This window comes from Gallaecimonas sp. GXIMD4217 (assembly GCF_038087665.1).
GTDB lineage: Bacteria > Pseudomonadota > Gammaproteobacteria > Enterobacterales > Gallaecimonadaceae > Gallaecimonas.
On the sequence record NZ_CP149925.1, the window covers coordinates 1,110,056 to 1,132,401 of the forward strand.

Here is a 22,346-nt window from a genome sequence, read left to right on the forward strand (position 1 = left end):
TCAACGCCTGAGATTGGCGAGCAATACCGGCAGCAGTACCAGCAGGTAGAGGCCGAACACCAGGATCATCCACTGGGGCATGGAATAGCCCAGGAACTCCCAGACCGCCTGGCTGCAGTCGCCCCTGGCCTCGAACACCGCCGGCAGCCACTGGTCCAGCTTGAGCCAGGCCGGGAAGTCGGGGATGAAGGCGCATTGCTTGAAGGGGGAGGGATCGAGCTGCAGATCCACATGCTCGACGGCAATTGCCAGGCCCCAGCCGGCGGCCACACCCCAGCCCGCCAGGGCCAGCCAGCGCAGGGCGGCAAAGGCCGGGGCCACGGCCCCTACCAGGCCGGCCAGTACCAGGCCCAGCACGGCCACCCGCTGGTAGATACACATGACGCAAGGCTCCAGCCTCATGCCGTATTGGAAATAGAGGGCCGTCATCTCCAGGCCGAGGGCGGTGGCGGCCAGCAGCAGCCAGGGGCTGCGACGGCGTGAGAGGCGGGCAAGTGCAGCGAACATGTAAAACCTGTACTTATTGAAAACCGATGGCAGCTATTAAACAAAAAAAGCCGTGCTGGCGCACGGCTTTTGATGTTTTAGTGGCCGCTGCTCGGGGCCTGGATCTCCGTGGCCGAGTGATGGCTTATCCACTGCGCGTCGTAGAACCACTGGGTACTGGCCTCGAGGCCGTAGTAGACCATGGCCATGCCCAGCAGTGACAGCACTATGGTGTAGGGCAGGGCCATCCACACCATGCGACCGTAGGACAGGCGCAGCAGCGGTGCCAGGGTGGAGGTCAGCAGGAACAGGAAGGCGGCCTGGCCGTTCGGCGTGGCCACGGACGGCAGGTTGGTGCCGGTGTTGATGGCCACCGCCAGCAGATCGTACTGGTCGCGGCTGATCTGGCCGTGGGCCAGGGCACTCTTGATCTCGTTGATGTAGACGGTGCCCACGAAGACGTTGTCTGAGACCATGGAGAGCAGGCCGTTGGCGATATAGAACATCACCAGCTGCACCTTGCCTTCGTAACCCAGCACCCACTCGATGACGGGGGTGAACAGCTGCTGGTCTATGATCACCGCCACTATGGTGAAGAACACCGACAGCAGGGCGGTAAAGGGCAGGGATTCCTCAAAGGCCTTGCCCAGCTGGTGCTCCTCGATGATGCCGCAGCTGGCGGTGGCCAGGATGATCACCGACAGGCCGATCAGGCCCACGGCGGCCAGGTGGAAGGCCAGGCCCACCACCAGCCAGATGCCGATCAGGGCCTGGGCCACCATCTTGGCCTTGTCCTTGTCGGTGCGCTTCTTGTCCTGGTATTCGGCGTAGTCGCTGAGGATCTGACGCACCGCCTCGGGCAGCTTGGCGCCATAGCCGAACACCTTGGTTTTCTCCACCACAAAGCAGGTCACCAGGCCGGCGGCGAACACCGGCAGGGTCACAGGCGCCATGCGGATGAAGAATTCGATGAACTGCCAGCCGGACGACTCGGCGATGATCAGGTTCTGGGGCTCGCCGACCATGGTGCAGACGCCGCCCAGGGCGGTGCCGATGGCGGCATGCATCATCAAGTTGCGAAGAAATGCCCGGAAACTGTCGAGATCGGAGCGCTTGAGCTCCTGCAGGGTCTCGTCATTGGTGTGGTCGTGGTCGTCGTGGTGGTATTCCTTGCCGGACGCCACCTTGTGGTAGATGGAATAGAAACCGGTGGCCACGGCGATGATCACCGCCACCACGGTCAGGGCGTCCAGGAAGGCGGACAGCACGGCGGCGGCGGCGCAGAAGGCCAGGGACAGCACCGTCTTGGAGCGCACCCGGATCAGCAGCCGGGTGAAGATATAGAGCAGCAGCTGCTTCATGAAGTAGATGCCGGCCACCATGAAGATCAGCAGCAGCAGTACTTCCAGGTTGGCCACCAGCTCGGCCTTGACGTGCTTGGCGCTGGTCATGCCCAGCAGCACCGCTTCTATGGCCAGCAGGCCGCCGGGCTGCAGCGGGTAGCATTTCAGGGCCATGGCCAGGGTGAAGATGAACTCGATGATCAGCAGCCAGCCCGCTACGAAGGGATTGGCGGCGAAGATAATGGGATTGATGATCAAAAAGGCGATTATCGCCAACTTGTACCAGTCCGGGGCCTGGCCCAGGAAGTTGCCGATAAAGGCCCTCGCAATGGAGTGCTTTCTTGTCATGACTGTGGTTCTCTAGGGATCATATTTTGATAGTTTTTCTGCCATCTTAGGGACTATCGAGCAAGAATGCACTCCTACCTGATGGGTAAAAACGGCGCCTGGGCGCAGAGAGTTTATTTTTCTTATCCCCCTCGCTAGAATCGGCTAGGATTTCCCGTATAACGACTACAAACAGGCAGCGAATTTGCATGATTATTAAAGCGCAAAGCCCAGCAGGATTTGCTGAGGAATACATTATTGAGTCGATCTGGAACAATCGCTTTCCACCCGGCTCAATACTGCCGGCAGAGCGGGAGTTGTCGGAGCTCATCGGGGTGACGCGCACCACTTTGCGTGAAGTCTTGCAGCGGCTGGCCCGTGACGGCTGGCTGACCATACAGCACGGTAAGCCGACCAAGGTCAACAACTTCTGGGAAACCAGCGGCCTGAACATACTGGAGACCCTGGCTCGCCTTGATCAGGAGAAGTTTCCTGAACTTGTCGACCATTTGCTGTCCGCTCGCACCAATATCAGCGCCATCTTCATCCGCAGCGCCATCAAGCACGCCCCCGACAAGGCCGCCAAGGTACTGGCCGAGGCCCGTGAACTCAGCGAAGACCCCATCGCCTTTGCCGAATACGACTACAACCTGCACCATGCCCTGGCCAACGCCTCCGGCAACCCCATCTATGTGCTGACCCTGAACGGCTTCAAGGGTCTGTACAGCCGGGTGGGCAAGTACTACTTCTCCAATGCCAAGGCACGGGACGTGGCCCTGAGCTACTACGCCGAGCTGCAGAAGCTGGCCGAGACCAAGAACTTCAACGACGCCCCCAACCTGGTCCGTAAATACGGCCTGGAGTCCGGCAAGGTCTGGCTGTCCATGCGTGGCGACATGCCCTCGGACATCGTCGACCGTTAACAGAAAAAGGCGCCACGGGGCGCCTTTTTTGATCACTCCTTCTCCACCTTGGGCGGGCAGCTGAAGCGCAGCTCCACCTCGCCGTTGCCGTGCTCCTCCTCCAGGTGCACGTCGAACTTCCAAAGCTGGTAGAGGTGCCTGAGCACCTCCATGGCTTCCTTCTCTTCAAGGGGGATGCGGTTGTGGCGGATATGGCGCAGCGTCAGTGAACGGTCGCCACGGATGTCCACCTGCCAGACCTGGATGTTGGGCTCGTTGTTGGCCAGGTTGTACTGGGCCGAAAGGGACTCGCGGATCTGGCGGTAGCCCTCCTCGTCATGGATGGCGGAGATGCCCAGGTAGTTCTTCTGGTCGTCGTCCAATACCGAGAACAGCCGGAAGTCGCGGATCAGCTTGGGGGACAGGTACTGGCCCACGAAGGACTCGTCCTTGAAGTTCTCCATGGCGAAATGCAGGGTCTCCAGCCAGTTGCTGCCGGCCACGTCGGGCAGGAAACGCTTGTCTTCCTCGGTGGGCTCCTCGCAGATGCGGCGGATGTCCTTGTACATGTTGAAGCCCAGGGCATAGGGGTTGATGCCGCTGTAGTAAGGGCTGTTGTACGGCGGCTGGTAGATCACGTTGGTATGGGAGTGCAGCACCTCCATCACGAAGCGGTCGGTGATCAGGCCTTCGTCGTAGAGGTGGTTGATGATGGTGTAGTGCCAGAAGGTGGCCCAGCCCTCGTTCATGACCTGGGTCTGGCGCTGGGGATAGAAATACTGGGCGACCTTGCGGACGATGCGGACGATCTCCCGCTGCCAGGGCTCCAGCAGCGGCGCGTTCTTCTCGATGAAGTAGAGCAGGTTCTCCTGGGGCTCGGCGGGGTAGCGCTGCTTCTGCTCCTTCTCCCGCTTCTTCTTCGGCAAGGTCTTCCACAGCTCGTTGACCTGGCTCTGCAGGTATTCTTCCCGCTCCTCCTGGCGGCGCTTTTCCTCGGCCAGGGAGATCTCCGCGGGCCTCTTGTAACGGTCGACCCCCAGGTTCATCAGGGCATGGCAGGCATCCAGCAGCTTTTCGACCTCGTTCACGCCGTGGCGCTCCTCGCACTCGCCGATATAGCGGCGGGCGAACAGCAGGTAGTCGATGATGGAGTCGGCGTCCGTCCAGGTCTTGAACAGGTAGTTGTTCTTGAAGAAGGAGTTGTGGCCGTAGCTGGCGTGGGCGATGACCAGGGCCTGCATGGGCAGGGTGTTCTCCTCCATCAGGTAGGCGATGCAGGGGTTGGAGTTGATGACGATCTCGTAGGCCAGGCCCATCTGGCCGCGCTTGTAGTTCTGCTCGGAGTGGATGAACTTCTTGCCGAAGGACCAGTGGTGGTAGCCGATGGGCATGCCCACCGAGGAGTAGGCGTCCAGCATCTGTTCGGCGGTGATCACCTCGATCTGGTTGGGGTAGGTGTCGAGACCGTAATGTTCGGCGACCCGGGCGATTTCGGTTTCGTAGCGCTGCAAGAGCTCGAATGTCCAGTCCGGACCATCGGGCAACGGCGTCTTTGCCTTGCTCATGGCACCTCCTAGGCGGCCTGCTTGCGAAAGAGTTCCCTGAATACCGGGTAGATGTCCTCTACCGTCTGGATCTGCTGCATGGCGAAGTTGGGGAAGGCCTGCTGCAGGGCCTCGTATTCCCGCCACAAGGTCTGGTGGGCCCTGTGGGTGATCTCCACATAGGTGTAGTAGCGCACATGGGGCAGGATCTGCTTCTCCATGATCTCCTTGCAGAAGGGGGAGTCGTCGGCCCAGTTGTCACCGTCCGAGGCCTGGGCGGCATAGACGTTCCACTGGCCGGGGGGATAACGGCTGTGCATGATGTCGGCCATCATGTTCAGGGCCGAGGAGACGATGGTGCCGCCGGTCTCCTGGGAGTAGAAGAATTCGTGCTCGTCCACCTCCTTGGCCTGGGTATGGTGGCGGATGAACACCACGTCGATGTGCTCGTAGGTGCGGGTCAGGAACAGGTACAGCAGGATATAGAAGCGCTTGGCCATGTCCTTGGTGGCCTGATCCATGGAGCCGGACACGTCCATCAGGCAGAACATCACCGCCCGGCTGGTGGGGATGGGGTAACGCTCGAAGTTGTTGTAGCGCAGGTCGAAGGTATCGATGAAGGGCACCTTCTCGATGGCCTGTTTGAGCTCGGCGATTTCCTCCTTGAGGGCGTTGATGTCCTCCTGGCTGGCGGTGGGATCCTGTTCCAGCTCGGCCAGCTGCGCCTCCAGCTCCGCCAGGCGGCGCTTGCGCCCGGCGGTCAGGGCCATGCGCCTGGCCAGGCTCTGCTGCAGGGAGCGCACCACGTTGATGCGGGTGGGCACGCCGTCGGTGACGAAGCCGGCGCGGCGGGTCTCCCATTCCACCAGCTTGTCGAGCTGGGTCTTCTCCAGGTTGGGCAGCTCCAGATCCTCGAACAGCAGATCCAGGTATTCGTCCTTGGAGATCTGGAACACGAAGTCGTCCTGGCCTTCCCCCTGGTTGGAGGCCTGGCCTTCGCCACTGCCGCCGCCGGCCCCGCCCAGGGGCCGCTCTATCTTGTCTCCCTTGGTGAACTGGTCGTTGCCCGGGTGCACCCGCTCGCGGATGCCGCCCTTGCCCTGGTGGAAGATGGGCTCGGAGATGTCCCGGGCCGGGATGGACACCGACTCACCGGTGTCGATGTCCTTGATGGAACGCTTGGTGATGGCATCGGACACCGCCTTCTTGATCTGCTTCTTGTAGCGACGCAGGAAGCGATTGCGGTTGACGGTGCTCTTGCCCTTGGCGTTCTGCCGTCGGTCGATGAAAGGGGCCATGTTTCCTCCTCAGCCGGTCAGGAGGACTTACGGACCCGCAGGTACCAGTCGGACAGCAGCCGGACCTGTTTGCGGGTGTAGCCCTTTTGCATCATGCGTTGTACGAAGTCGTCGTGCTTCTTTTTCTCTTCGGCCGAGGTCTTGGCGTTGAAGGAGATCACCGGCAGCAGCTCCTCGGTGTTGGAGAACATCTTCTTCTCGATGACGGTCCTGAGCTTCTCGTAGCTGGTCCAGGCCGGGTTCTTGCCGTTGTGGCTGGCCCTGGCCCGCAGCACGAAGTTGACGATCTCGTTGCGGAAGTCCTTGGGGTTGGAGATCCCGGCCGGCTTCTCGATCTTCTCCAGCTCGGCGTTGAGGGCGGCCCGGTCGAACAGCTGGCCGGTCTCGGGATCCCGGTATTCCTGATCCTGGATCCAGAAGTCGGCATAGGTCACGTAGCGGTCGAAGATGTTCTGGCCGTACTCGCTGTAGGACTCCAGGTAGGCGGTCTGGATCTCCTTGCCGATGAAGTCCACGTACTTGGGCACCAGGTAGCCCTTGAGGAATTCCTTGTACTTCTCGGCCTGCTCTTCCGGGAACTGCTCCCGCTCTATCTGCTGCTCCAGCACGTAGAACAGGTGCACCGGGTTGGCGGCCACCTCGGCGTGGTCGAAGTTGAACACCCGGGACAGGATCTTGAAGGCAAAGCGGGTCGACAGGCCGCTCATGCCCTCGTCCACGCCGGCGTAGTCCTTGTATTCCTGGTAGCTCTTGGCCTTGGGATCGGTGTCCTTGAGGGTTTCGCCGTCGTAGACCCGCATCTTGGAATAGACGCTGGAGTTTTCCGGCTCCTTGATCCGCGACAGCACAGAGAACTGGGCCATGGTCTCCAGGGTGCCGGGGGCGCAGGGGGCCTCGGCCAGTTCGGAGTTCTCGATCAGCTTGTCGTAGATCTTGATCTCTTCCGACACCCGCAGGCAGTAGGGTACCTTGACGATGAACACCCTGTCCAGGAAGGCCTCGTTGTTGCGGTTGTTCTTGAAACTCAGCCATTCCGACTCGTTGGAGTGGGCCAGGATGATGCCCTGGAAGGGCAGGGCCGACAGGCTCTCGGTTGGATTGTAGTTGCCCTCCTGGGTGGCGGTCAGCAGCGGGTGCAGTACCTTGATGGGGGCCTTGAACATCTCCACGAATTCCATGATGCCCTGGTTGGCCCGGCACAGGGCGCCGGAGTAGCTGTAGGCATCGGGGTCGTCCTGGGAATAGTGCTCCAGCTGGCGGATGTCCACCTTGCCCACCAGGGCGGAGATGTCCTGGTTGTTCTCGTCGCCGGGTTCGGTCTTGGCGATGGCCCGCTGCATCAGGATGGACGGGTGCACCTTGACCACCCGGAACCGTGAGATGTCGCCGCCGTATTCCTTGAGGCGCTTGGCGGCCCAGGGCGACATGATCACCTCCAGGGCCCGGCGTGGAATGCCGTATTCCTCCTGCAGCACCTTGCCGTCCTCGTTGGGATCGAACAGGCACAGGGGATGATCCTGCACCGGCGAGCCCTTGAGCATGTAGATGGGCTCTTTCTGCATCAGGTACTTGAGCTTCTCCGCCAGCGACGACTTACCGCCGCCCACGGGCCCCAGCAGGTAGAGGATCTGCTTGCGCTCCTCCAGGCCCTGGGCGGCATGCTTGAGGTAGGAGACGATCTGCTCGATCGCCTCCTCCATGCCGTAGAACTCGTCGAAGGCCGGGTAGCGGGCGATGACCCTGTTGGAGAAGATCCGGCTCAGGCGGGGGTTCTGGGAGGTGTCGATCATTTCCGGCTCGCCTATGGCGGTGAGCAGCCGCTCCGCAGACGAGGCGTAGGCGCCCCGCTCCTGCTTGCACAGCTCCAGAAACTCCTCGACGGAATACTCTTCCTCTTTGGCTTCCTCGTAGCGTTGCCGATAGTGTTCGAAAATGCTCATGGCGCCCCCCAGTGACATGATCCCTGATAGGGACCGGTCAAAAATGCCGGTCCAGTTCACACTTTTAAGGGTAGTAGCTGGTGGGCGAAATGCCGTTTTAACGCCGCGATTTTTAAGTGAAAAATGTTCTTAGCCGGGAAGGAAAATCTCGGCCAGCATGCAGCGGGCGCTGCCGCCGCCAACGCTTTCTATGGTGGGGATGGCCACGGCTAACAGCCTGCCCAGGCTGGCCTTTTGCTGCGCGTCCAGATGGTCGAAGGCGGTCTGGGACAGCACCCAGAGCGGCTCGCCGTCGCCGTCCAGCACCTCCAGCATGTTGCCGCAGAAGGCCTCCATCTGGGCCTCGCTGATTTCCACCAGCTTATGATGCCGGCCGAGCTCTACCCGCACCCTGTCCCTGTCCTGCTCGGCCACCACCTCCAGGCAGGCCACCGCCTGGGCCTGGCCCAGGGCCATCACCACATTGGTGTGGTAGACGGGGCCGCCGTGGCGGGAGCGGGTGGCAAAGGCCACCACCTGGTAGCCGATGGCCCGGGCAAAGCGGCGCAGCAGGGTTTCATCGCAGCGCTCGGACAGGGCCGCGAAGACGCGCCTGTGCTCATGGTCGAACACCAGGGCGCCGGTGCCTTCCAGCACCTTGTCGCCGTCGTCCAGCCAGTGGGTTTCGCCCAGGGCGAAGCCGGCGCCGGCCAGCAGTGCCTGCAGCCGGGACACCCGCCTTTCGGCGTTGCGGTTGGCGGTCTTCATGGGGCAGATCCACAGGCTGGCGTCGGGGCGGGTCATGAACCAGTTGTTGGGGAAGACCGCATCCGGGGTGACGGCCTGGTCGTCCTTGTCCAGCTCCAGGATGCGCACCCCGGCCTCTCGGAGCCTGGCCACCATGGCGCCGTACTCGGCCAGGGCCAGATCGCGCACGGCCGCCTGGTCCTGGCTGGGCTGGTGTTGGTAATGGTTGTCGCGGGCCGTCTGGGGATTGAAGGCGAAATCCACCGGCGGCACCATCAGCAGGCAGTTGGTGTTTTGCATATAAAAAAAGGCCCTCTGGGAGGGCCTTCCATCTCTTATCCCGGGCGGGAATTATGCCGCAAGATTCTTGGCGACGAAATCCCAGTTGACCAGGGCCCAGAAGGCGTCCATGTACTTGGGACGGGCGTTGCGGTAGTCGATGTAGTAGGCGTGTTCCCATACGTCGACGGTCAGCAGCGGGGTCACACCGTCGGTCAGCGGGCAGCCGGCGTTGGAGGTGTTCTGGATGGCGACGGTACCGTCGGCCTTCTTGACCAGCCAGGTCCAGCCGGAGCCGAAGTTGGTCACGGCAGACTTGGTGAACTCTTCCTTGAAGGCAGCGAAGGAGCCGAAGGCGGCGTTGATGGCGTCGGCCACGGCACCGGTGGGCTCGCCGCCACCGTTGGGGCTCAGGCAGTGCCAGTAGAAGGTGTGGTTCCACACCTGGGCGGCGTTGTTGAAGATACCACCGCTGGAGCTCTTGATGATGTCTTCCAGGGACTTGCCTTCAAACTCGGTGCCCGGTACCAGGTTGTTCAGGTTAACCACATAGGTGTTGTGGTGCTTGCCGTAGTGGTATTCCAGGGTCTCGGCGGAGATATGCGGTTCCAGTGCGTTCTGTTCGTAGGGCAGAGCAGGCAGTTCAAAAGCCATGATTCCTCTCCTTTGGCTGTGGTTTGCGTGGCCTGGCCACGACATTTGCTCGTCCACTATTGTACTCAAGGACGGGTCCCTGTGAATAAGTAAAGCTAACTTTTTATAAACCTGACCGTTTCATGGGGGTATATGTCCCTACCACCTTTGGGGTTTGGGAGCGGCCATCCGGGCAGGTAGAATAGGGACAAATGCTGAAACAGAGGTTGTCATGGACACCATCGAACGGATCAAGAACCAAATCGCCGAGAACGCCATCATCCTGTACATGAAGGGCTCCCCCAAGCTGCCTTCCTGCGGCTTCTCCGCCCAGGCGGCCCAGGCCATGATGGCCTGTGGCGAACCCTTCGCCTATGTGGACATCCTGCAGAACCCGGACATCCGCGCCGAGCTGCCCAAGTACGCCAACTGGCCGACCTTCCCCCAGCTGTGGGTGGAAGGGGAGCTGATCGGCGGCTGTGACATCATCCTGGAGATGTACCAGAAGGGTGAGCTGCAGCAGCTGGTCAAGGAGACCGCCGCCAAGCACAAGGGCGACGAGGAAAAGGCCGAAGGCGAAAGCGCCTGAGCCAAACCAGTATCGAAAAGGCCGCCTGTGGGCGGCCTTTTTTGTGTCCGAGGTTGCAGCAAGAAAAAAGGTTCTTCGCACATTAGCGGGGAATAGATGTGAAAACGGCTGGATAGGTTATTGTGATGTCGCCAAACAAAGACACTAACCAACCAGCCGTTTTCGATGTCGCAGCTTACCCTTCCGTTCGAGCTGTGGGAAGGCTTTAGCCCCGACCACATAGAGCAACACGACCAACATCTCACCATTCACCTCAGCCCCAATCGCCCGCCCTGCTGTCGTTGCGGCAAGCTGGCCCAAGCCGTCCACGACACCACCTGGAGAACGGTCGCCGATCGCGCACTGATGGACCATACCGTGACCCTCAAGGTGCCGGTGCGACGGCTTAACTGCCATCAGTGCGGCCGAGGGACCGAACACATCTCCTGGCTGCGTCCCTTCGCCCGTTTGAGCTGCCGTCTGGAACGCTACGCCGAACGCCTACTGGCGTTACTGCCGGTCAAGCAGGTCGGTGAACTGCTGGGGCTGCACTGGCACACCGTGAAGGCCATCGACAAGCGCCGCCTGCAGCGGCAGGTCACCGAGCCCGACTGGTCCCGGTTGCGACGACTGGTCATGGATGAGTTCGCCCTGTTCAAGGGCCACCGCTACGCCACCGTCATCGCCGATGCGGATACCCACCAGGTGTTGTGGATAGGCGAGGGACGCAGTCGCCGCAGCATCCGGCCCTTCTTCGAGCGGCTAGGCGAACGCTGTCAGCAGATCGAGGCCGTGGCGATGGACATGAACACCGCCTTCGATCTGGAGGTGCAGGCGCATTGCCCCAACGCCAGGGTGGTCTACGACCTGTTCCATGTGGTGGCCAAGTATGGCCGGGAGGTGATTGACCGGGTGCGGCTCGACTGTGCCAAGGCCCAGGGCACCGAGCAGCAGGCCCGCCGTCATATCAAGCGTAGCCGCTGGGTGTTGCTCAAAAACGAGGGCAATCTCAATGACAAGGAACGTGGCCGCCTCGAAGCCTTGCTGGCCGCCAACCGTGATCTGATGGTGGTCTACGTGCTCAAGGAGCAGTTGAAGGCGCTGTGGTACTGCCGCGATGAGCAAACGGCCCATCGCCAATGGCGGCTCTGGTGGCAGCAGGTGGAGGAAAGTGGCATCGCGCCGCTGTTGCAGTTCGCCCGTAAGCTAAAACCCTACTTGCCAGGGATAGTCGCTTCCGCCAGCTATCCCCTCCATACCTGCCGGCTGGAGGGGATGAACAACAAAATCAAACTGATGAAGCGGATGGCTTATGGCTATCGGGATCTGGAGTACTTCTTCCTGAAGATAAAAGCCGCCTTCCCCGGAGATCCGCGATGAACCAGAAAAAAGCCGCCCCTGGGGCGGCTTTTTCAGGGGCGGGCCGGTCAGGCGGCCTTGTTCTTCTGCACCCAGAGGGTGACACCTATGATGGCCAGCACCAGGGCCTGGCCCATCAGGCTGATGCCGTCGGCGTAGATGCCCAGCCAGCTCAGCTCAGGCAGCGGCAGCGGCTGGCTGGCCAGGGTGCCTGTCTCCTGCAGGGCGGCGATGCCGCGGCCGGCGAAGATCACCGCCAGGGCGTACATGATCACCGCATTGATGGCGAAGAAGCGGCCGATGGGGATATGCATGGCGGCCTTGAAGATGCCGAAGCTGATCACCGCCAGGGCGACGATGGCCACGCCGATGCCCCAGAGCACGGCGCCATGGCCGGCGGTACCGGCCTGCATCCACAGCGCCTGGTAGAACAGGATGACCTCGAAGATCTCCCGGTACACGGCCACGAAGGCCAGTACCGCGAAGCCCCAGTTCTGGCCGCTGGACAGGTTGGCGGACAGCTTCTCCTGGATGTACTTCTGCCAGTGGGCGGCGTGGGCCTTGGAGTGCATCCAGATCCCCACCCACAGCAGGATGGCGGTGGCGGCCAGGGCGGTGGCGCCCTCGGTCAGCTCGCGGCCGGCGCCGCTGATGTTGATGACATGGGTGGCGGCCCACCAGGTGCCGACACCGGCGGCCAGGGCCAGTACCCAGCCGGAGTGCACGTAGCGCTTGGTGTGGGCGGCGCCGGCCCGGGACAGGAAGGCCAGGATGGCGGCCAGCACCAGTATGGCCTCCAGGCCCTCACGGAGCAGGATCACCAGGGAAGAGATGAAGCTGACCATGGGCGACAGCTGTTCGCCGTTGAGGCGGCTGTCGGCCTGGGCCAGCAGGGCCTGGGCCCGGTCGTGGCGGCGTTCCAGCTCGGCCAGGGCCAGGGCGGAGCGCAGGGCGTCGCGGTAGCCGAACATGGCGGTTTCCACGTCCTTGCGAAGGGCCTTGTCGACGTTGTCCAGGCTGGCTTCCACCAGCTCGAAGCCTTCCAAGTAGGCGGTCACGGACAGCTCATAGGCCTTGTCCATGTCGCCGGTCCGGGCCGCGGCCAGGGAGTCGGTCAGGGTCTTCTGGGCGAAGACCAGCGGCGAGGCCTGATCGGAAGGCAGCTGCTGGGGATGGGCGCGAAGGGCCGCGAACAGTGCTTCGTCTCGGCCCTGGCCCTTGATCTGCTCCGGGGTCAGGGTGGTCAGCTCGTCCAGGGTGAAGGGCTTGCCGTTGACCTCGGGCTTGTCCACCAGGTAACCGGCCACATAGGTGGCCAGTTGCCAACGCTCGTTGTCGGTGAGGGTGCTGGCATAGCTGGCCATGCCGGTGCCTTCCACGCCCAGGGTGATGGTGTTGTAGAGGTTGAAGATGGACAGCTGGGCCAGGCGCTCGGCGTCATGGAAGTTGGCCGGGGCCGGCTCCATGCCCTGGCCAGCCGGGCCGTCACCCTGGCCGGTGGCGCCGTGACAGGCGGCGCACTGCTGCTGGTAGAGCTGCTCGGCCAGGGCCGGATCCGGCGCCACCCGCGGGCTCAGCACCAGATCATAGGCGGCGATGATGGCCTGGGACAGGCTCTGGGTCATGGCCTGGACCTCGTTGCCGGGGTGCCTGGCCAGTATGGCCTGCTCCAACGCCTCCAGGCGGGCCAGCAGGGACGCTTTTTCCGGATTTTCCGGCAGGGCAGAGAGAATGTCCTTGAGGGCGGCGGAGAACTCGACCTGCTCGGCGTATTCTTCCTGGTCGACGACCTGGCCGGCGGACACCGTCATGGGATAGTCGACCCCCATGTAGCTGAGCAGGTGCAGGGCGCGGTCGGCGTCGGCGGCCTGGGCCCAGGAGCTGACCAGCAGGGCCAGGGCCAGTAGGAGGCGGGGCATAACAACTCCAGCAAATGAAAATGGTTCGCGTTTATTATTTCCCAGCACTGGGGTCCACTGCAATATGAAAGGGCCCGAAATGGGCCCTTTTTTTACAGGATCATGGCGGCCAGCCAACCGGCCACCAGCAGCGGCAGGTTGTAATGGACGAAGGTGGGGATCACCGAGTCCCGGATATGGTCGTGCTGGCCGTCGGCGTTGAGGCCGGCGGTGGGGCCCAGGGTGGAGTCCGAGGCCGGCGAGCCGGCATCGCCCAGGGCGGCGGCGGTGCCCACCAGGGCCGCCGTGGCCAGGGGCGAGAAGCCCAGGCTCAGCGCCAGCGGCACATAGATGGCGGCGATGATGGGAATGGTGGAAAAGCTGGAGCCGATGCCCAGGGTGATCAGCAGTCCCACCACCAGCATCAGGGCCGCGGCGCTGGCCTTGCCGGCGCCATAGGCGCTCAGGCCCTCCACCAGCTCGGCCACGGCGCCGGTGGCCTTGACCACGTCGGCAAAGCCGGCGGCGGTGATCATGATGAAGCCGATCAGCGACATCATCTTGACCCCTTCGGTGAAGGCGTCCTGGCTCTGGCGCCAGGGCACCACGCCGCCGAGGATGAAGACGCAGAAACCGGCCAGGGCGCCCAGGATGATGGAGCCGGTGTAGAGCTGCAGGGCCAGGGCGCTGCCGACGGCGGCCAGGGCCACGGCTAAGGTCTTGAGATCCAGCTCGTGGACCAGGGCGTCGTCGCCCGGCACATGGACTTCCCGGTACTGCCTGGGCCTGCGGTAGCTGAAGAAAACGGCGACAAGCAGGCCGGTCACCATCCCTAAGGCCGGGATCAGCATGATCTGCGGCATCTCGGCCGCCGTCAGGGCCAGGCCGTTGTCGTTGAGGTTGCCCAGCAGCAGGTCGTTCAGGAAGATGCTGCCAAAGCCCACCGGCAGGGCCATGTAGGGGGTCACCAGGCCGAAGGTGAGCACGCAGGCCACCAGGCGCCGGTCCAGCCGTAGGCTGTGCATCACCCCCAGCAGTGGCGGGATCAGTATGGGAATGAAGGCGATATGGATGGGGATCAGGTTCTGGGAGCTGATGGCCATCAACAGGATCACGCTCAGCAATACCCAGCGGATCACCGCCTGGCGGCGCGGGCTGGGGGTCAGGCCCAGGCGGCCGATGATGTGGCTGGCCAGCCATTCGGTGATGCCGGAGCGGGCGATGGCCACGGCAAAGGCGCCCAGCATGGCGTAGCCCAAGGCGATTTCGGCGCCCTTGCCCAGGCCCCCGGAAAAGGCCGCCATGGTGCCTTCCAGGCCCAGGCCGCCCAGAAGGCCGGCGGCCAGGGCCGACAGCGCCAGGGCCACCACCACGTTGATCCGGGCCAGGCTGAGGATCAGCAATAGCAGCACGGAGAGCACGACGGGGTTGGTCAACATTTACGGTCTTCCCCTGAAAACGAAAACGGCAGTCTACCAACGGCATTGCTCAGCCTCCAGCCAATCGATGACCTTTGGGTGAACTCTGCGGCCAATGGCCTTGTAAGGGCTGGCGCAGCCCTTATAATTTCCGCTGATATCTGAGGTCGTGATCTTGGTCACGGCCCTCACAACAACATGGAGATGTGAAATGAGCGTACTCGTAGGTCGTCCTGCTCCGGACTTCACTGCCGCTGCCGTTCTGGGTAACGGTGAAATCGTTGATAACTTCAACCTGAAAGAGCACATCAAGGGCAAGTACGCCGTGATGTTCTTCTACCCCCTGGACTTCACCTTCGTCTGTCCTTCCGAGCTGATCGCCTTCGATCACCGCATCGAAGAGTTCCAGAAGCGCGGCGTCGAGGTGATCGGTGTGTCCATCGACTCCCAATTCACCCACCACGCCTGGCGCTCCACCCCGGTCGACAAGGGCGGTATCGGTGAAGTGCGTTACCCCCTGGTTGCCGACGTCAAGCACGAGATCTGCCAGGCCTACGACGTAGAGCACCCGGAGGCCGGCGTTGCCTTCCGTGGCTCCTTCCTGATCGACAAGGAAGGCGTTGTGCGTCACCAGGTGGTCAACGATCTGCCCCTGGGCCGTAACATCGACGAGATGCTGCGCATGATCGACGCCCTGCAGTTCACCGAAGAGCACGGCGAAGTGTGCCCGGCCGGCTGGAACAAAGGCGACAAGGGTATGGCCGCCAACGCCGAAGGCGTGGCCTCCTACCTGGCCGAGAACGCCGACAAGCTGTAAGTTCAGCCGTTGAATAAAAAAGCCGGCCCCTGGGCCGGCTTTTTTATGTCCGTCAGCCGTAACCGTAGGCCAACACCATGCCCAGCAGCGGCAGGGGCAGCACCAGCAGCAGCTCCAGGCGCAGCGCCCAGATGAGGCCGCCGGGCAGGATGATGTCGTTACCGGCCTGGCGCCTGGCCCTGAGCAGGGTCAGGGTGGGATAGAGGGAGATCAGCGCCGCCAGGACGAACAGGGTCGCCTTGAGGTGGAAATAGCCGTTTTTCAGGTAATAGCCGCCGGGCTTGCCGACCGCGAACACCAGCAGCAGCCCGGCCGTCAGCGTCACCAGGGCACTGAGGCCCAGCACGGCGTCGATGCGGACCAGGCGGTTGAGCTCGGCCCGGCTCAGCCTGGGGGCCAGCAGCAGGTGCTCGGCCACCATGCAGGCGAAAAGGCTCATAAAGCCGAGGATATGCAGGTATTTGACGGCCATGAAGTCCATGGGCCACTCCTTTGGTTGCAGTTGTCCCTGTAGCTATGCCAGCCCATGGTCTGCCATGGCTTGGCGATAACGGCTTCAAGGCTAACAAAAAACGGCCGGCTGCTGTTGCATTTTCAGGCCCTTGGTTATGCTGGGCCGATGACCGCTTGAACAAAGGAGGCAAGGATGGATATCGCCGGCTATAACAGCCAGGCCTGGGACCGCCAGGTCGCAAAGGACAGCCCCTGGACCAGGCCCGTGGACGCCGACACCATAGCCCGGGCCAGGGCAGGGGACTGGGCCATAGTCCTGACTCCGGACAAGGCGGTGCCCAGGCACTGGCTCGGCACCCTTAAGGGCAAGAAGGTGCTCTGCCTGGCCGGGGGCGGTGGCCAGCAGGGCCCGGTGCTGGCGGCGGCCGGCGCCAAGGTGACGGTGCTGGACAATGCCGCCGGCCAGCTGGCCCAGGACGAGCTGGTGGCCCGGCGGGACGGCCTGGCGCTGGTCCTGGAGCAGGGCGACATGCGCGATCTGGGCCGTTTCGCCGATGCCAGCTTCGACCTCATCGTCCACCCCTGCGCCAACTGCTTCGTGCCGGACATCCAGCCGGTCTGGGACGAGTGCGCCCGGGTGCTGAAGCCGGGCGGGCGCCTGCTGGCGGGCTTCCTGAAGCCGGAGTTCTTCCTGTTCGACGACCAGGCCATGGAGGCCGGCAAGCTGGTGGTGCGCCATCGCCTGCCCTACAGCGATCTGAGCCACCTCGGCGAGGCGGAGCTGGCGGCGCTCAAGGAAGCCGGCGAGCCGCTGATGTTCTCCCACGGCCTGGAGGCGCAGCTGGGCGGCCAGCTCAGGGCCGGGCTCAGGCTGCTGGAGCTGTACGAGGACGGCTGGCGCGGCCATGTCAGCGGCGATTACTTCTTCCCCTGCATGGCCAGCCTGGCGGTCAGGGACTAGAGCGGGAAGTCGGCGTCGGAGAGCCGCTCCAGGTTGTCGTAGAAGTGGGGCAGCTGCTCGCTGAGCCGGTCGGCCCGCTCGGTGTGGGCGACGTTGAACAGGGCCTCGCCCTCGTGCAGCAGCGGCATGGTGACGGCGCCGATGACGATGCCGTCCACCGGGCTCTTGACCGGCACCGGATTGGGATCCAGGGGCGAGCTTATTTCGGCGATCACCTGGCCCTTCTTGACCGCCTGGCCCAGCTCGGCGTTCTGGGTCAGCATGCCCGATACCGGCGCCCGTACCCAGCGGCTCTCCTGAGACAGCAGCGGCGTCAGCGCCTTCTTGGGCGGCGCCTTGGCCGGCAGCATGCCGATATGGCGCATCACGTTGATGATGCCGCGCAGGCCGGCGCGGATGGCGTGCTCGTCGAAGCGCAGCGCCTCGCCGGCCTCGTAGAGCAGCACCGGCAGGCCGGCGTCCAGGGCCGCGGCCCTGAGCGAACCGTCCCTCAGCTCCGAGTTCAGCACCACCGGCACCCGGAAGGCCCTGGCCATGGCCAGGGCCTGGGGATCGTTGAGGTTGGTGCGGATCTGCGGCAGGTTGGTGCGGTGCAGGGCTCCTGTGTGCAGGTCGATGCCGTGGCTGGCGTTGGCCACCACCTCCTCCATGAAGGTATTGGCCAGGCGCGCCGCCATGGAGCCCTTGGCGGAGCCGGGGAAGAAGCGGTTCAGATCGCGCCTGTCCGGCAGGTAGCGGCTCTTGGCGATAAAGCCGTAGACATTGACCACAGGCACGGCGATCAGCGCCCCCTTCAGGCCCTTGAGCAGCCGGCTCTTGAGCAGGCGGCGGATGATCTCCACGCCGTTGATCTCGTCGCCGTGCACCGCCGCCGACACGAACAGGTGCGGGCCGGGCCGGCGGCCACGGATCACCTCCACCGGCATCTCCATGGTGGCGTTGTTGTACAGGGGCGTCAGCGGCAGCCAGATCTGCTGGCGACTGCCGGGCGCGATGTCGACGCCGCCCAGTTTCATCCCTTGCCTCGGGTGCGGGTGGCGTTGGGCTTGGCGTTCTTGGCGATGAACTGGATGATGGCCTTGGCCACGTCCACGCCGGTGGCGTTCTCTATGCCTTCCAGGCCCGGCGAGGAGTTCACCTCCATCACCAGGGGGCCGTGGTTGGAGCGCAGCAGATCCACCCCGGCCACGTTCAGGCCCATGATCCTGGCGCTGCGCACCGCCGTTGAGCGCTCCTCCGGAGTGATGCGGATCGGCTTGGCGGAGCCGCCCCGGTGCAGGTTGGAACGGAATTCCCCTTCCTTGGCCTTGCGCTCCATGGCCGCCACCACCTTCTCGCCGACCACGATGCAGCGGATGTCGGCGCCGCCGGCTTCCTTGATGTATTCCTGGACCAGGAAGCGGGTGTTGAGGCTGCGAAAGGCCTCGATGGTGGATTCGGCGGCCTTGTTGGTCTCGGCCAGCACCACGCCCTTGCCCTGGGTGCTTTCCAGCAGCTTCACCACCAGGGGGGCGCCGCCGACCATGCGAATGAGATCCTCGGTGTCGGAGGTGGAATGGGCAAAGCCGGTCACCGGCATGCCGATGCCCTTGCGGGACAGCAGCTGCAGGCTGCGCAGCTTGTCCCGGGAGCGGGAGATGGCCACCGATTCGTTGACGCTGTAGACCCCCATCATCTCGAACTGGCGCACCACGGCGGTGCCGTAGAAGGTCACGGAGGCGCCGATGCGGGGGATCACCGCGTCCGGGTTGTCCAGCAGCTCACCCTTGTAGTGCATCTCCGGCCGGTGCGAGGCGATATTCATGTAGCAGAGCAGGTGATTGAGAACCCGAGCCTCATGGCCGAGCGCCTCGGCGGCCTCCAGCAGGCGCTTGGTGGAATAGAGACCGGGGTTGCGTGACAGGATGTCGATCTTCATGAAAGGTCCTTGCTAGACAGCGGCCACCACAGGGCGGGGTGACAACGCCGCATTATGGGGCTGTGTCTAGGTTATAACCTAGCGGATTTTTCAGACTTTTTTGGGAAAGTTGTCCTGGCCCCAGGCCAGTCTCGAGCCGCAGCTTGGTGCCTTGGCCGCCTATACTCCACCCAAATGGAGCAACTAGGACGGCGACATGAAGATCCTGATGGTACTGACCTCACACGACCGGCTCGGCGACAGCGGCGAGCCCACCGGATTCTGGCTGGAGGAGCTGGCGGCGCCCTATTACCGCTTCAAGGAGGCCGGTGCCGAGGTGGTGCTGGCCTCGCCCCAGGGCGGCCGGCCGCCGGTGGATCCCAAGAGCCTGGCCGAGGAAAGCCTCACCGACGACGCCCGCCGTTTTCAGGATGACGATCAGGCCATGGCCCTGCTGGCCGATACGGTGCCGCTCAAGAGCGTGAAGGCCGACGACTTCGATGCCCTCTTTTATCCCGGCGGCCATGGCCCGCTCTGGGACTTGGCCGAGGATGCCTACTCCCAGGCGCTGATCGAGGACTTCTTCGACGCCGCCAAGCCGGTGGCGGCGGTCTGCCATGGCCCGGCGGTGTTCGTGAAGGTGGTGGACGGCGAAGGCCTGCCCTTCCTGCTTGGCAAGAAGCTGACCGGCTTCTCCAACGCCGAAGAAGCCGCCGTGGGCCTGACCGAGGTGGTGCCCTTCCTGCTGGAAGACGCCATCGTCGAGAAGGGCGGCAGCTACGAAAAGGGCCTGGATTGGCAGGACTTCGTGGTCAGCGACGGCCACCTGATCACCGGCCAGAACCCCCAGTCTTCCTCCTCCACGGCCAGGGCGGTGCTGGAGCTGCTTTAAAGGGCAAAGGGCTTGGTGAACACCTTGTAGAGCTCGGTGCCCTGGTTCACGCTGGCCGAGGCGAAGTGCAGTATGGGCAGCACATCGCGTTCCAGGGTGATGTCCCTGGCATGGCCGCCGCCGTCCAGCCGCAGCAGCCTCGCCAGGGGCTCTCCGGCAGGCAGCGGCCGGCCCGGCCTGGCCAGGTACTGGACGAAGCCGCCGGCCGGGCTGTGGATGGCCTGGTAGTCCCTGAGCAGGCAGGCGTGGCGGACCATGTCCCTGGGCTGGTAGGGGCAATCGCCTATCACCCCCTTGCGGGTCAGGTAGGCCAGGATGGAGCCGGCCTGGCGCCCGGCCTCGGCCAGATCGATGTCTTCCTGGCTGCCCAGTTCCACCGTGAAGGCCTCCACCCCCAGCGACAATGCCCGGCCCCGCTCCGCCAGAGCATCACCGAGCCGCCACCAGGGACAGAACACCGACTCGTCCAGGGCGCCGTCGAACTGGTTGGGGATCAACAGCACATGGGGGATGTCGAACAGCCTGGCCGACTCCCGGGCGTAGTCGGGCACGTAGAGATGGCTGGCGGAGACGGGGCCGGTGTGCAGATCCAGCACCAGATCCGCCTGCAGCGCCTGGCGCTGCAGGGTCATGGCCAGGCGGCGGCCGGTGCTGAGCGCCAGCGGCTCTGCCAGGCGCTGCTCCAGCTCCGTCAGCAGGGCCTGGCGGTAGGCGGCCTTGAGGGCATCCGGCTCCTTTTGGCCGTGCTTGGCCAGGAAGGCATCCAAGTCCGGGCGCAGGTCGGCATAGAGCCGGTTCCAGTTCTGGCCGGTGACGGGATCGAAACGGCCCAAGGTGAACTCGCCGCTCTTCTGGTTCAGGCCCAGGGGATTGGCCATGGGCACCAGGCTGATGTCGCCGAGCCGCTCCAGGGCCGGCAACAGCTGCAGCAGCTGGTAGATCACCGCGTTGCCCTGGACCTCGGCGCCGTGCAGGTTGGCCTGGATGTAGACGCTGGGGCCACAACCTCGGCCCCGGAACCGATACAGGGGGCCGTCAGCGGCTCGCCATTGGCCCTTTCCCCCAGCACCAGCGTCTCCTGGATGACGGCCGCGGTGGTCATGCATTCCCTGGGCATGGCGGCTCCTCGTCGAACAGCACCTGGTGCAGGCGGGCCATGATCGGATCGGCGACGGCGTCGTCCACCAAAAAGGCCAGGTTATGGGGACTGGCGCCATGGCAGATCAGGCGGATGTTGAAGTCGCTGATGCGCTCGAAGATCCGCGCCGCCACCCCGGGCCTCTGGTTGACCCTGGAGCCCACCAGGGTCACCAGGGTCAGGCCGCTCTGCACCTGCACCTGGCAATGCTCCCTGAGCCTGGCCAGCACCGCTTCGGACAGCGCCTGCTCCGAGCCGATGGCGTCCAACGTCAGGGCGATGCTGACCTCGGAGGTGGTCACCATGTCGACGCTGATCCTGTGCTCGGCCAACAGCGAGAAGATCCGCCCCAGGAAACCGTAGCTGTGCAGCATGCTGAGGCTGGACAGGGTCAGCAGGGTCTGGTCCCGGCGGCAGGCCAGGGCCACGAAGGGGGCCTGGTTGCTGCTGTCCGCCAGCACCTTGGTGCCGCCCTGGTTTGGCGCCTTGCTGGCGCCGATAAAGACCGGGATCCCGGCCCGCACCGCCGGCCACAAGGTCTTGGGATGCAGTACCTTGGCGCCGAAGGTGGCCAGCTCCGCCGCCTGGGTGAAACTGAGCTCGGGGATGGGGCGGGCCGTGGGCACCAGGCGCGGATCCGTGCTGTAGATCCCGGCCACGTCGGTCCAGATCTGCAGTTCCTGGGCCCCCATGGCTTCGGCGAACAGCGCTGCGCTGTAGTCGGAGCCGCCCCGGCCCAGGGTGGTGGTGTTGCCCAGGCCGTCCCGGCCGATGAAGCCCTGGGTCACCAGCACCGCATGGGGCTCGCCGGCCAGCGCCGCCTGCAGCTGGGTTCGGGTCTGCTCCAGCAGCGGCTCGGCCTGGCCGGCCTGGTTGTCGGTGGCCAGCACCGAGCGGGCATCCAGCAGCCTGGCGTCGACGCCACGCTCCCTGAGCAGCGCCGTGAACAGCAGGCTGGACAGGCGCTCGCCCATGGCCAGCAGGGCGTCCCGGCGGATGGCGGTCATGGGCGCTTGTGCCAGTGCCAGGGTGGTCAGCTCCGAGAGCAGGGCTTCCAGCTGGTCCTGGACTTGCCAGGGGGCCTCCAGCTTGGCCAGTAGCTGGTACTGGCGGCCTTCTATTTCGTCCACCAGTTCGTGGCGCTGGCGCGGTGACAGCGGTCGTTCGGCCAGGGCCACCAGCTGGTTGGTGATGCCGGCGCTGGCGCTGACCACCACCAGGCGTGTGGCGGCCTCGGCCCGGATGAGGCGGACGCAGTTTTCCATGGCGTCCAGATCGGCGACGCTGGTACCGCCAAACTTTAAAACTTTGCAGGTGTTCATGGGTTTTCTTCAGACAAAATAAGCCCCTGCCTTTTTTAATAAGAAAAAGGCATCGTGAAATTAAAAAAGCGAATAAGGGCTAGGGTTTTCGTCTGCGCGAAAACGGCAAAATCGCACCCGGGCAGGGCGGTGAAAGATAGCTGTG

At 63.7% G+C, this 22,346-nt stretch carries 20 protein-coding genes; 6 read left to right on the forward strand and 14 right to left on the reverse strand.

Features of this window, described 5'->3' with window-relative positions; translation table 11 throughout:
• Both dsbB and nhaB read right to left on the reverse strand, forming a co-directional pair.
• Window positions 1-507: a disulfide bond formation protein DsbB gene (gene dsbB, locus WDB71_RS05460; RefSeq protein WP_341503625.1), complete on the reverse strand. Its 507-nt coding sequence runs from the start codon at window positions 505-507 to the stop codon at window positions 1-3.
• Window positions 508-584: 77 nt separating this feature from the next.
• On the reverse strand, window positions 585-2,177 hold the full coding sequence (nhaB, locus tag WDB71_RS05465; protein WP_341503626.1) for a sodium/proton antiporter NhaB: 1,593 nt from the start codon (window positions 2,175-2,177) through the stop codon (window positions 585-587).
• A 188-nt stretch (window positions 2,178-2,365) separates the two neighbouring features.
• Here nhaB and fadR point away from each other — a divergent pair, with 188 nt between their 5' ends.
• The gene (gene fadR, locus WDB71_RS05470; RefSeq protein ID WP_341503627.1) at window positions 2,366-3,079 is read left to right on the forward strand and encodes a fatty acid metabolism transcriptional regulator FadR; all 714 of its coding nucleotides are present in this window, start codon (window positions 2,366-2,368) and stop codon (window positions 3,077-3,079) included.
• A gap of 32 nt (window positions 3,080-3,111) precedes the next feature.
• Here fadR and WDB71_RS05475 read toward each other — a convergent pair whose 3' ends face one another.
• The 5 genes from WDB71_RS05475 to sodB all read right to left on the reverse strand — a co-directional run bounded on the left by WDB71_RS05475 (window position 3,112) and on the right by sodB (window position 9,499).
• Window positions 3,112-4,623, reverse strand: coding sequence for a SpoVR family protein (locus tag WDB71_RS05475; RefSeq protein ID WP_341503628.1), 1,512 nt, complete (start codon window positions 4,621-4,623; stop codon window positions 3,112-3,114).
• An 8-nt stretch (window positions 4,624-4,631) separates the two neighbouring features.
• The gene (locus WDB71_RS05480) at window positions 4,632-5,900 is read right to left on the reverse strand and encodes a YeaH/YhbH family protein (protein WP_341503629.1); all 1,269 of its coding nucleotides are present in this window, start codon (window positions 5,898-5,900) and stop codon (window positions 4,632-4,634) included.
• 17 nt (window positions 5,901-5,917) lie between these two features.
• Window positions 5,918-7,840: a PrkA family serine protein kinase gene (locus WDB71_RS05485; protein ID WP_341503630.1), complete on the reverse strand. Its 1,923-nt coding sequence runs from the start codon at window positions 7,838-7,840 to the stop codon at window positions 5,918-5,920.
• A 129-nt stretch (window positions 7,841-7,969) separates the two neighbouring features.
• Window positions 7,970-8,866, reverse strand: coding sequence for an arginine deiminase-related protein (locus WDB71_RS05490; protein WP_341503631.1), 897 nt, complete (start codon window positions 8,864-8,866; stop codon window positions 7,970-7,972).
• Between the two features lie 51 nt (window positions 8,867-8,917).
• On the reverse strand, window positions 8,918-9,499 hold the full coding sequence (sodB, locus tag WDB71_RS05495; protein WP_341503632.1) for a superoxide dismutase [Fe]: 582 nt from the start codon (window positions 9,497-9,499) through the stop codon (window positions 8,918-8,920).
• Window positions 9,500-9,710: 211 nt separating this feature from the next.
• Here sodB and WDB71_RS05500 point away from each other — a divergent pair, with 211 nt between their 5' ends.
• Both WDB71_RS05500 and WDB71_RS05505 read left to right on the forward strand, forming a co-directional pair.
• Window positions 9,711-10,067, forward strand: coding sequence for a Grx4 family monothiol glutaredoxin (locus tag WDB71_RS05500; RefSeq protein ID WP_341503633.1), 357 nt, complete (start codon window positions 9,711-9,713; stop codon window positions 10,065-10,067).
• 165 nt (window positions 10,068-10,232) lie between these two features.
• Window positions 10,233-11,426: an ISL3 family transposase gene (locus tag WDB71_RS05505; protein WP_341501879.1), complete on the forward strand. Its 1,194-nt coding sequence runs from the start codon at window positions 10,233-10,235 to the stop codon at window positions 11,424-11,426.
• A gap of 47 nt (window positions 11,427-11,473) precedes the next feature.
• On the opposite strand, the gene WDB71_RS05510 is transcribed toward WDB71_RS05505, so the two are convergent.
• Together WDB71_RS05510 and WDB71_RS05515 are read right to left on the reverse strand one after the other, a co-directional pair.
• Window positions 11,474-13,324 (reverse strand): FTR1 family protein, encoded by a 1,851-nt coding sequence (locus WDB71_RS05510; protein ID WP_341503634.1) that lies wholly within the window; start codon window positions 13,322-13,324, stop codon window positions 11,474-11,476.
• Between the two features lie 92 nt (window positions 13,325-13,416).
• On the reverse strand, window positions 13,417-14,742 hold the full coding sequence (locus WDB71_RS05515) for a Na+/H+ antiporter NhaC family protein (protein ID WP_341503635.1): 1,326 nt from the start codon (window positions 14,740-14,742) through the stop codon (window positions 13,417-13,419).
• A 190-nt stretch (window positions 14,743-14,932) separates the two neighbouring features.
• Here WDB71_RS05515 and WDB71_RS05520 point away from each other — a divergent pair, with 190 nt between their 5' ends.
• Entirely contained in the window at window positions 14,933-15,538 is a 606-nt protein-coding gene (locus WDB71_RS05520; protein ID WP_341503636.1) for a peroxiredoxin C, read from the forward strand.
• 52 nt (window positions 15,539-15,590) lie between these two features.
• Here WDB71_RS05520 and WDB71_RS05525 read toward each other — a convergent pair whose 3' ends face one another.
• A complete protein-coding gene (locus WDB71_RS05525) occupies window positions 15,591-16,019 on the reverse strand; it encodes a DUF2214 family protein (RefSeq protein ID WP_341503637.1) in 429 nt (142 codons plus the stop codon).
• Window positions 16,020-16,184: 165 nt separating this feature from the next.
• On the opposite strand from WDB71_RS05525, the gene WDB71_RS05530 reads away from it, so the two are divergent.
• A complete protein-coding gene (locus WDB71_RS05530; protein ID WP_341503638.1) occupies window positions 16,185-16,952 on the forward strand; it encodes a class I SAM-dependent methyltransferase in 768 nt (255 codons plus the stop codon).
• Here the strand turns inward: WDB71_RS05530 and WDB71_RS05535 are convergent.
• Both WDB71_RS05535 and rimK read right to left on the reverse strand, forming a co-directional pair.
• Window positions 16,949-17,968 carry a succinylglutamate desuccinylase/aspartoacylase family protein gene (locus tag WDB71_RS05535; RefSeq protein WP_341503639.1) on the reverse strand — a complete coding sequence of 340 codons (1,020 nt, stop codon included), beginning with the start codon at window positions 17,966-17,968 and terminating at the stop codon, window positions 16,949-16,951. The genes WDB71_RS05530 and WDB71_RS05535 overlap by 4 nt on opposite strands.
• Entirely contained in the window at window positions 17,965-18,870 is a 906-nt protein-coding gene (gene rimK, locus WDB71_RS05540; RefSeq protein WP_341503640.1) for a 30S ribosomal protein S6--L-glutamate ligase, read from the reverse strand. Before rimK ends, WDB71_RS05535 begins: the two co-directional genes overlap by 4 nt.
• A 196-nt stretch (window positions 18,871-19,066) precedes the next feature.
• Between rimK and WDB71_RS05545 the strand changes: the two genes are divergently transcribed.
• Window positions 19,067-19,741, forward strand: coding sequence for a type 1 glutamine amidotransferase domain-containing protein (locus WDB71_RS05545; RefSeq protein WP_341503641.1), 675 nt, complete (start codon window positions 19,067-19,069; stop codon window positions 19,739-19,741).
• Here WDB71_RS05545 and WDB71_RS05550 read toward each other — a convergent pair.
• Both WDB71_RS05550 and lysC read right to left on the reverse strand, forming a co-directional pair.
• Window positions 19,738-20,847 carry a succinylglutamate desuccinylase/aspartoacylase family protein gene (locus WDB71_RS05550; RefSeq protein WP_341503642.1) on the reverse strand — a complete coding sequence of 370 codons (1,110 nt, stop codon included), beginning with the start codon at window positions 20,845-20,847 and terminating at the stop codon, window positions 19,738-19,740. The genes WDB71_RS05545 and WDB71_RS05550 overlap by 4 nt on opposite strands.
• Complete coding sequence (gene lysC / locus WDB71_RS05555; RefSeq protein ID WP_341503643.1) at window positions 20,840-22,201, reverse strand: lysine-sensitive aspartokinase 3; 1,362 nt, start codon at window positions 22,199-22,201, stop codon at window positions 20,840-20,842. The genes WDB71_RS05550 and lysC overlap by 8 nt, the downstream gene beginning before the upstream one ends.
• Window positions 22,202-22,346 lie beyond the last annotated feature (145 nt).

Bases quoted from the DNA above. Each gene is read 5' to 3' on its own strand.
- dsbB (WP_341503625.1), bottom strand. From the start codon at position 507: ATGTTCGCTGCACTTGCCCGCCTCTCACGCCGTCGCAGCCCCTGGCTG.
- nhaB (WP_341503626.1), bottom strand. From the start codon at position 2,177: ATGACAAGAAAGCACTCCATTGCGAGGGCCTTTATCGGCAACTTCCTG.
- fadR (WP_341503627.1), top strand. From the start codon at position 2,366: ATGATTATTAAAGCGCAAAGCCCAGCAGGATTTGCTGAGGAATACATT.
- WDB71_RS05475 (WP_341503628.1), bottom strand. From the start codon at position 4,623: ATGAGCAAGGCAAAGACGCCGTTGCCCGATGGTCCGGACTGGACATTC.
- WDB71_RS05480 (WP_341503629.1), bottom strand. From the start codon at position 5,900: ATGGCCCCTTTCATCGACCGACGGCAGAACGCCAAGGGCAAGAGCACC.
- WDB71_RS05485 (WP_341503630.1), bottom strand. From the start codon at position 7,840: ATGAGCATTTTCGAACACTATCGGCAACGCTACGAGGAAGCCAAAGAG.
- WDB71_RS05490 (WP_341503631.1), bottom strand. From the start codon at position 8,866: ATGCAAAACACCAACTGCCTGCTGATGGTGCCGCCGGTGGATTTCGCC.
- sodB (WP_341503632.1), bottom strand. From the start codon at position 9,499: ATGGCTTTTGAACTGCCTGCTCTGCCCTACGAACAGAACGCACTGGAA.
- WDB71_RS05500 (WP_341503633.1), top strand. From the start codon at position 9,711: ATGGACACCATCGAACGGATCAAGAACCAAATCGCCGAGAACGCCATC.
- WDB71_RS05505 (WP_341501879.1), top strand. From the start codon at position 10,233: ATGTCGCAGCTTACCCTTCCGTTCGAGCTGTGGGAAGGCTTTAGCCCC.
- WDB71_RS05510 (WP_341503634.1), bottom strand. From the start codon at position 13,324: ATGCCCCGCCTCCTACTGGCCCTGGCCCTGCTGGTCAGCTCCTGGGCC.
- WDB71_RS05515 (WP_341503635.1), bottom strand. From the start codon at position 14,742: ATGTTGACCAACCCCGTCGTGCTCTCCGTGCTGCTATTGCTGATCCTC.
- WDB71_RS05520 (WP_341503636.1), top strand. From the start codon at position 14,933: ATGAGCGTACTCGTAGGTCGTCCTGCTCCGGACTTCACTGCCGCTGCC.
- WDB71_RS05525 (WP_341503637.1), bottom strand. From the start codon at position 16,019: ATGGACTTCATGGCCGTCAAATACCTGCATATCCTCGGCTTTATGAGC.
- WDB71_RS05530 (WP_341503638.1), top strand. From the start codon at position 16,185: ATGGATATCGCCGGCTATAACAGCCAGGCCTGGGACCGCCAGGTCGCA.
- WDB71_RS05535 (WP_341503639.1), bottom strand. From the start codon at position 17,968: ATGAAACTGGGCGGCGTCGACATCGCGCCCGGCAGTCGCCAGCAGATC.
- rimK (WP_341503640.1), bottom strand. From the start codon at position 18,870: ATGAAGATCGACATCCTGTCACGCAACCCCGGTCTCTATTCCACCAAG.
- WDB71_RS05545 (WP_341503641.1), top strand. From the start codon at position 19,067: ATGAAGATCCTGATGGTACTGACCTCACACGACCGGCTCGGCGACAGC.
- WDB71_RS05550 (WP_341503642.1), bottom strand. From the start codon at position 20,847: ATGCATGACCACCGCGGCCGTCATCCAGGAGACGCTGGTGCTGGGGGA.
- lysC (WP_341503643.1), bottom strand. From the start codon at position 22,201: ATGAACACCTGCAAAGTTTTAAAGTTTGGCGGTACCAGCGTCGCCGAT.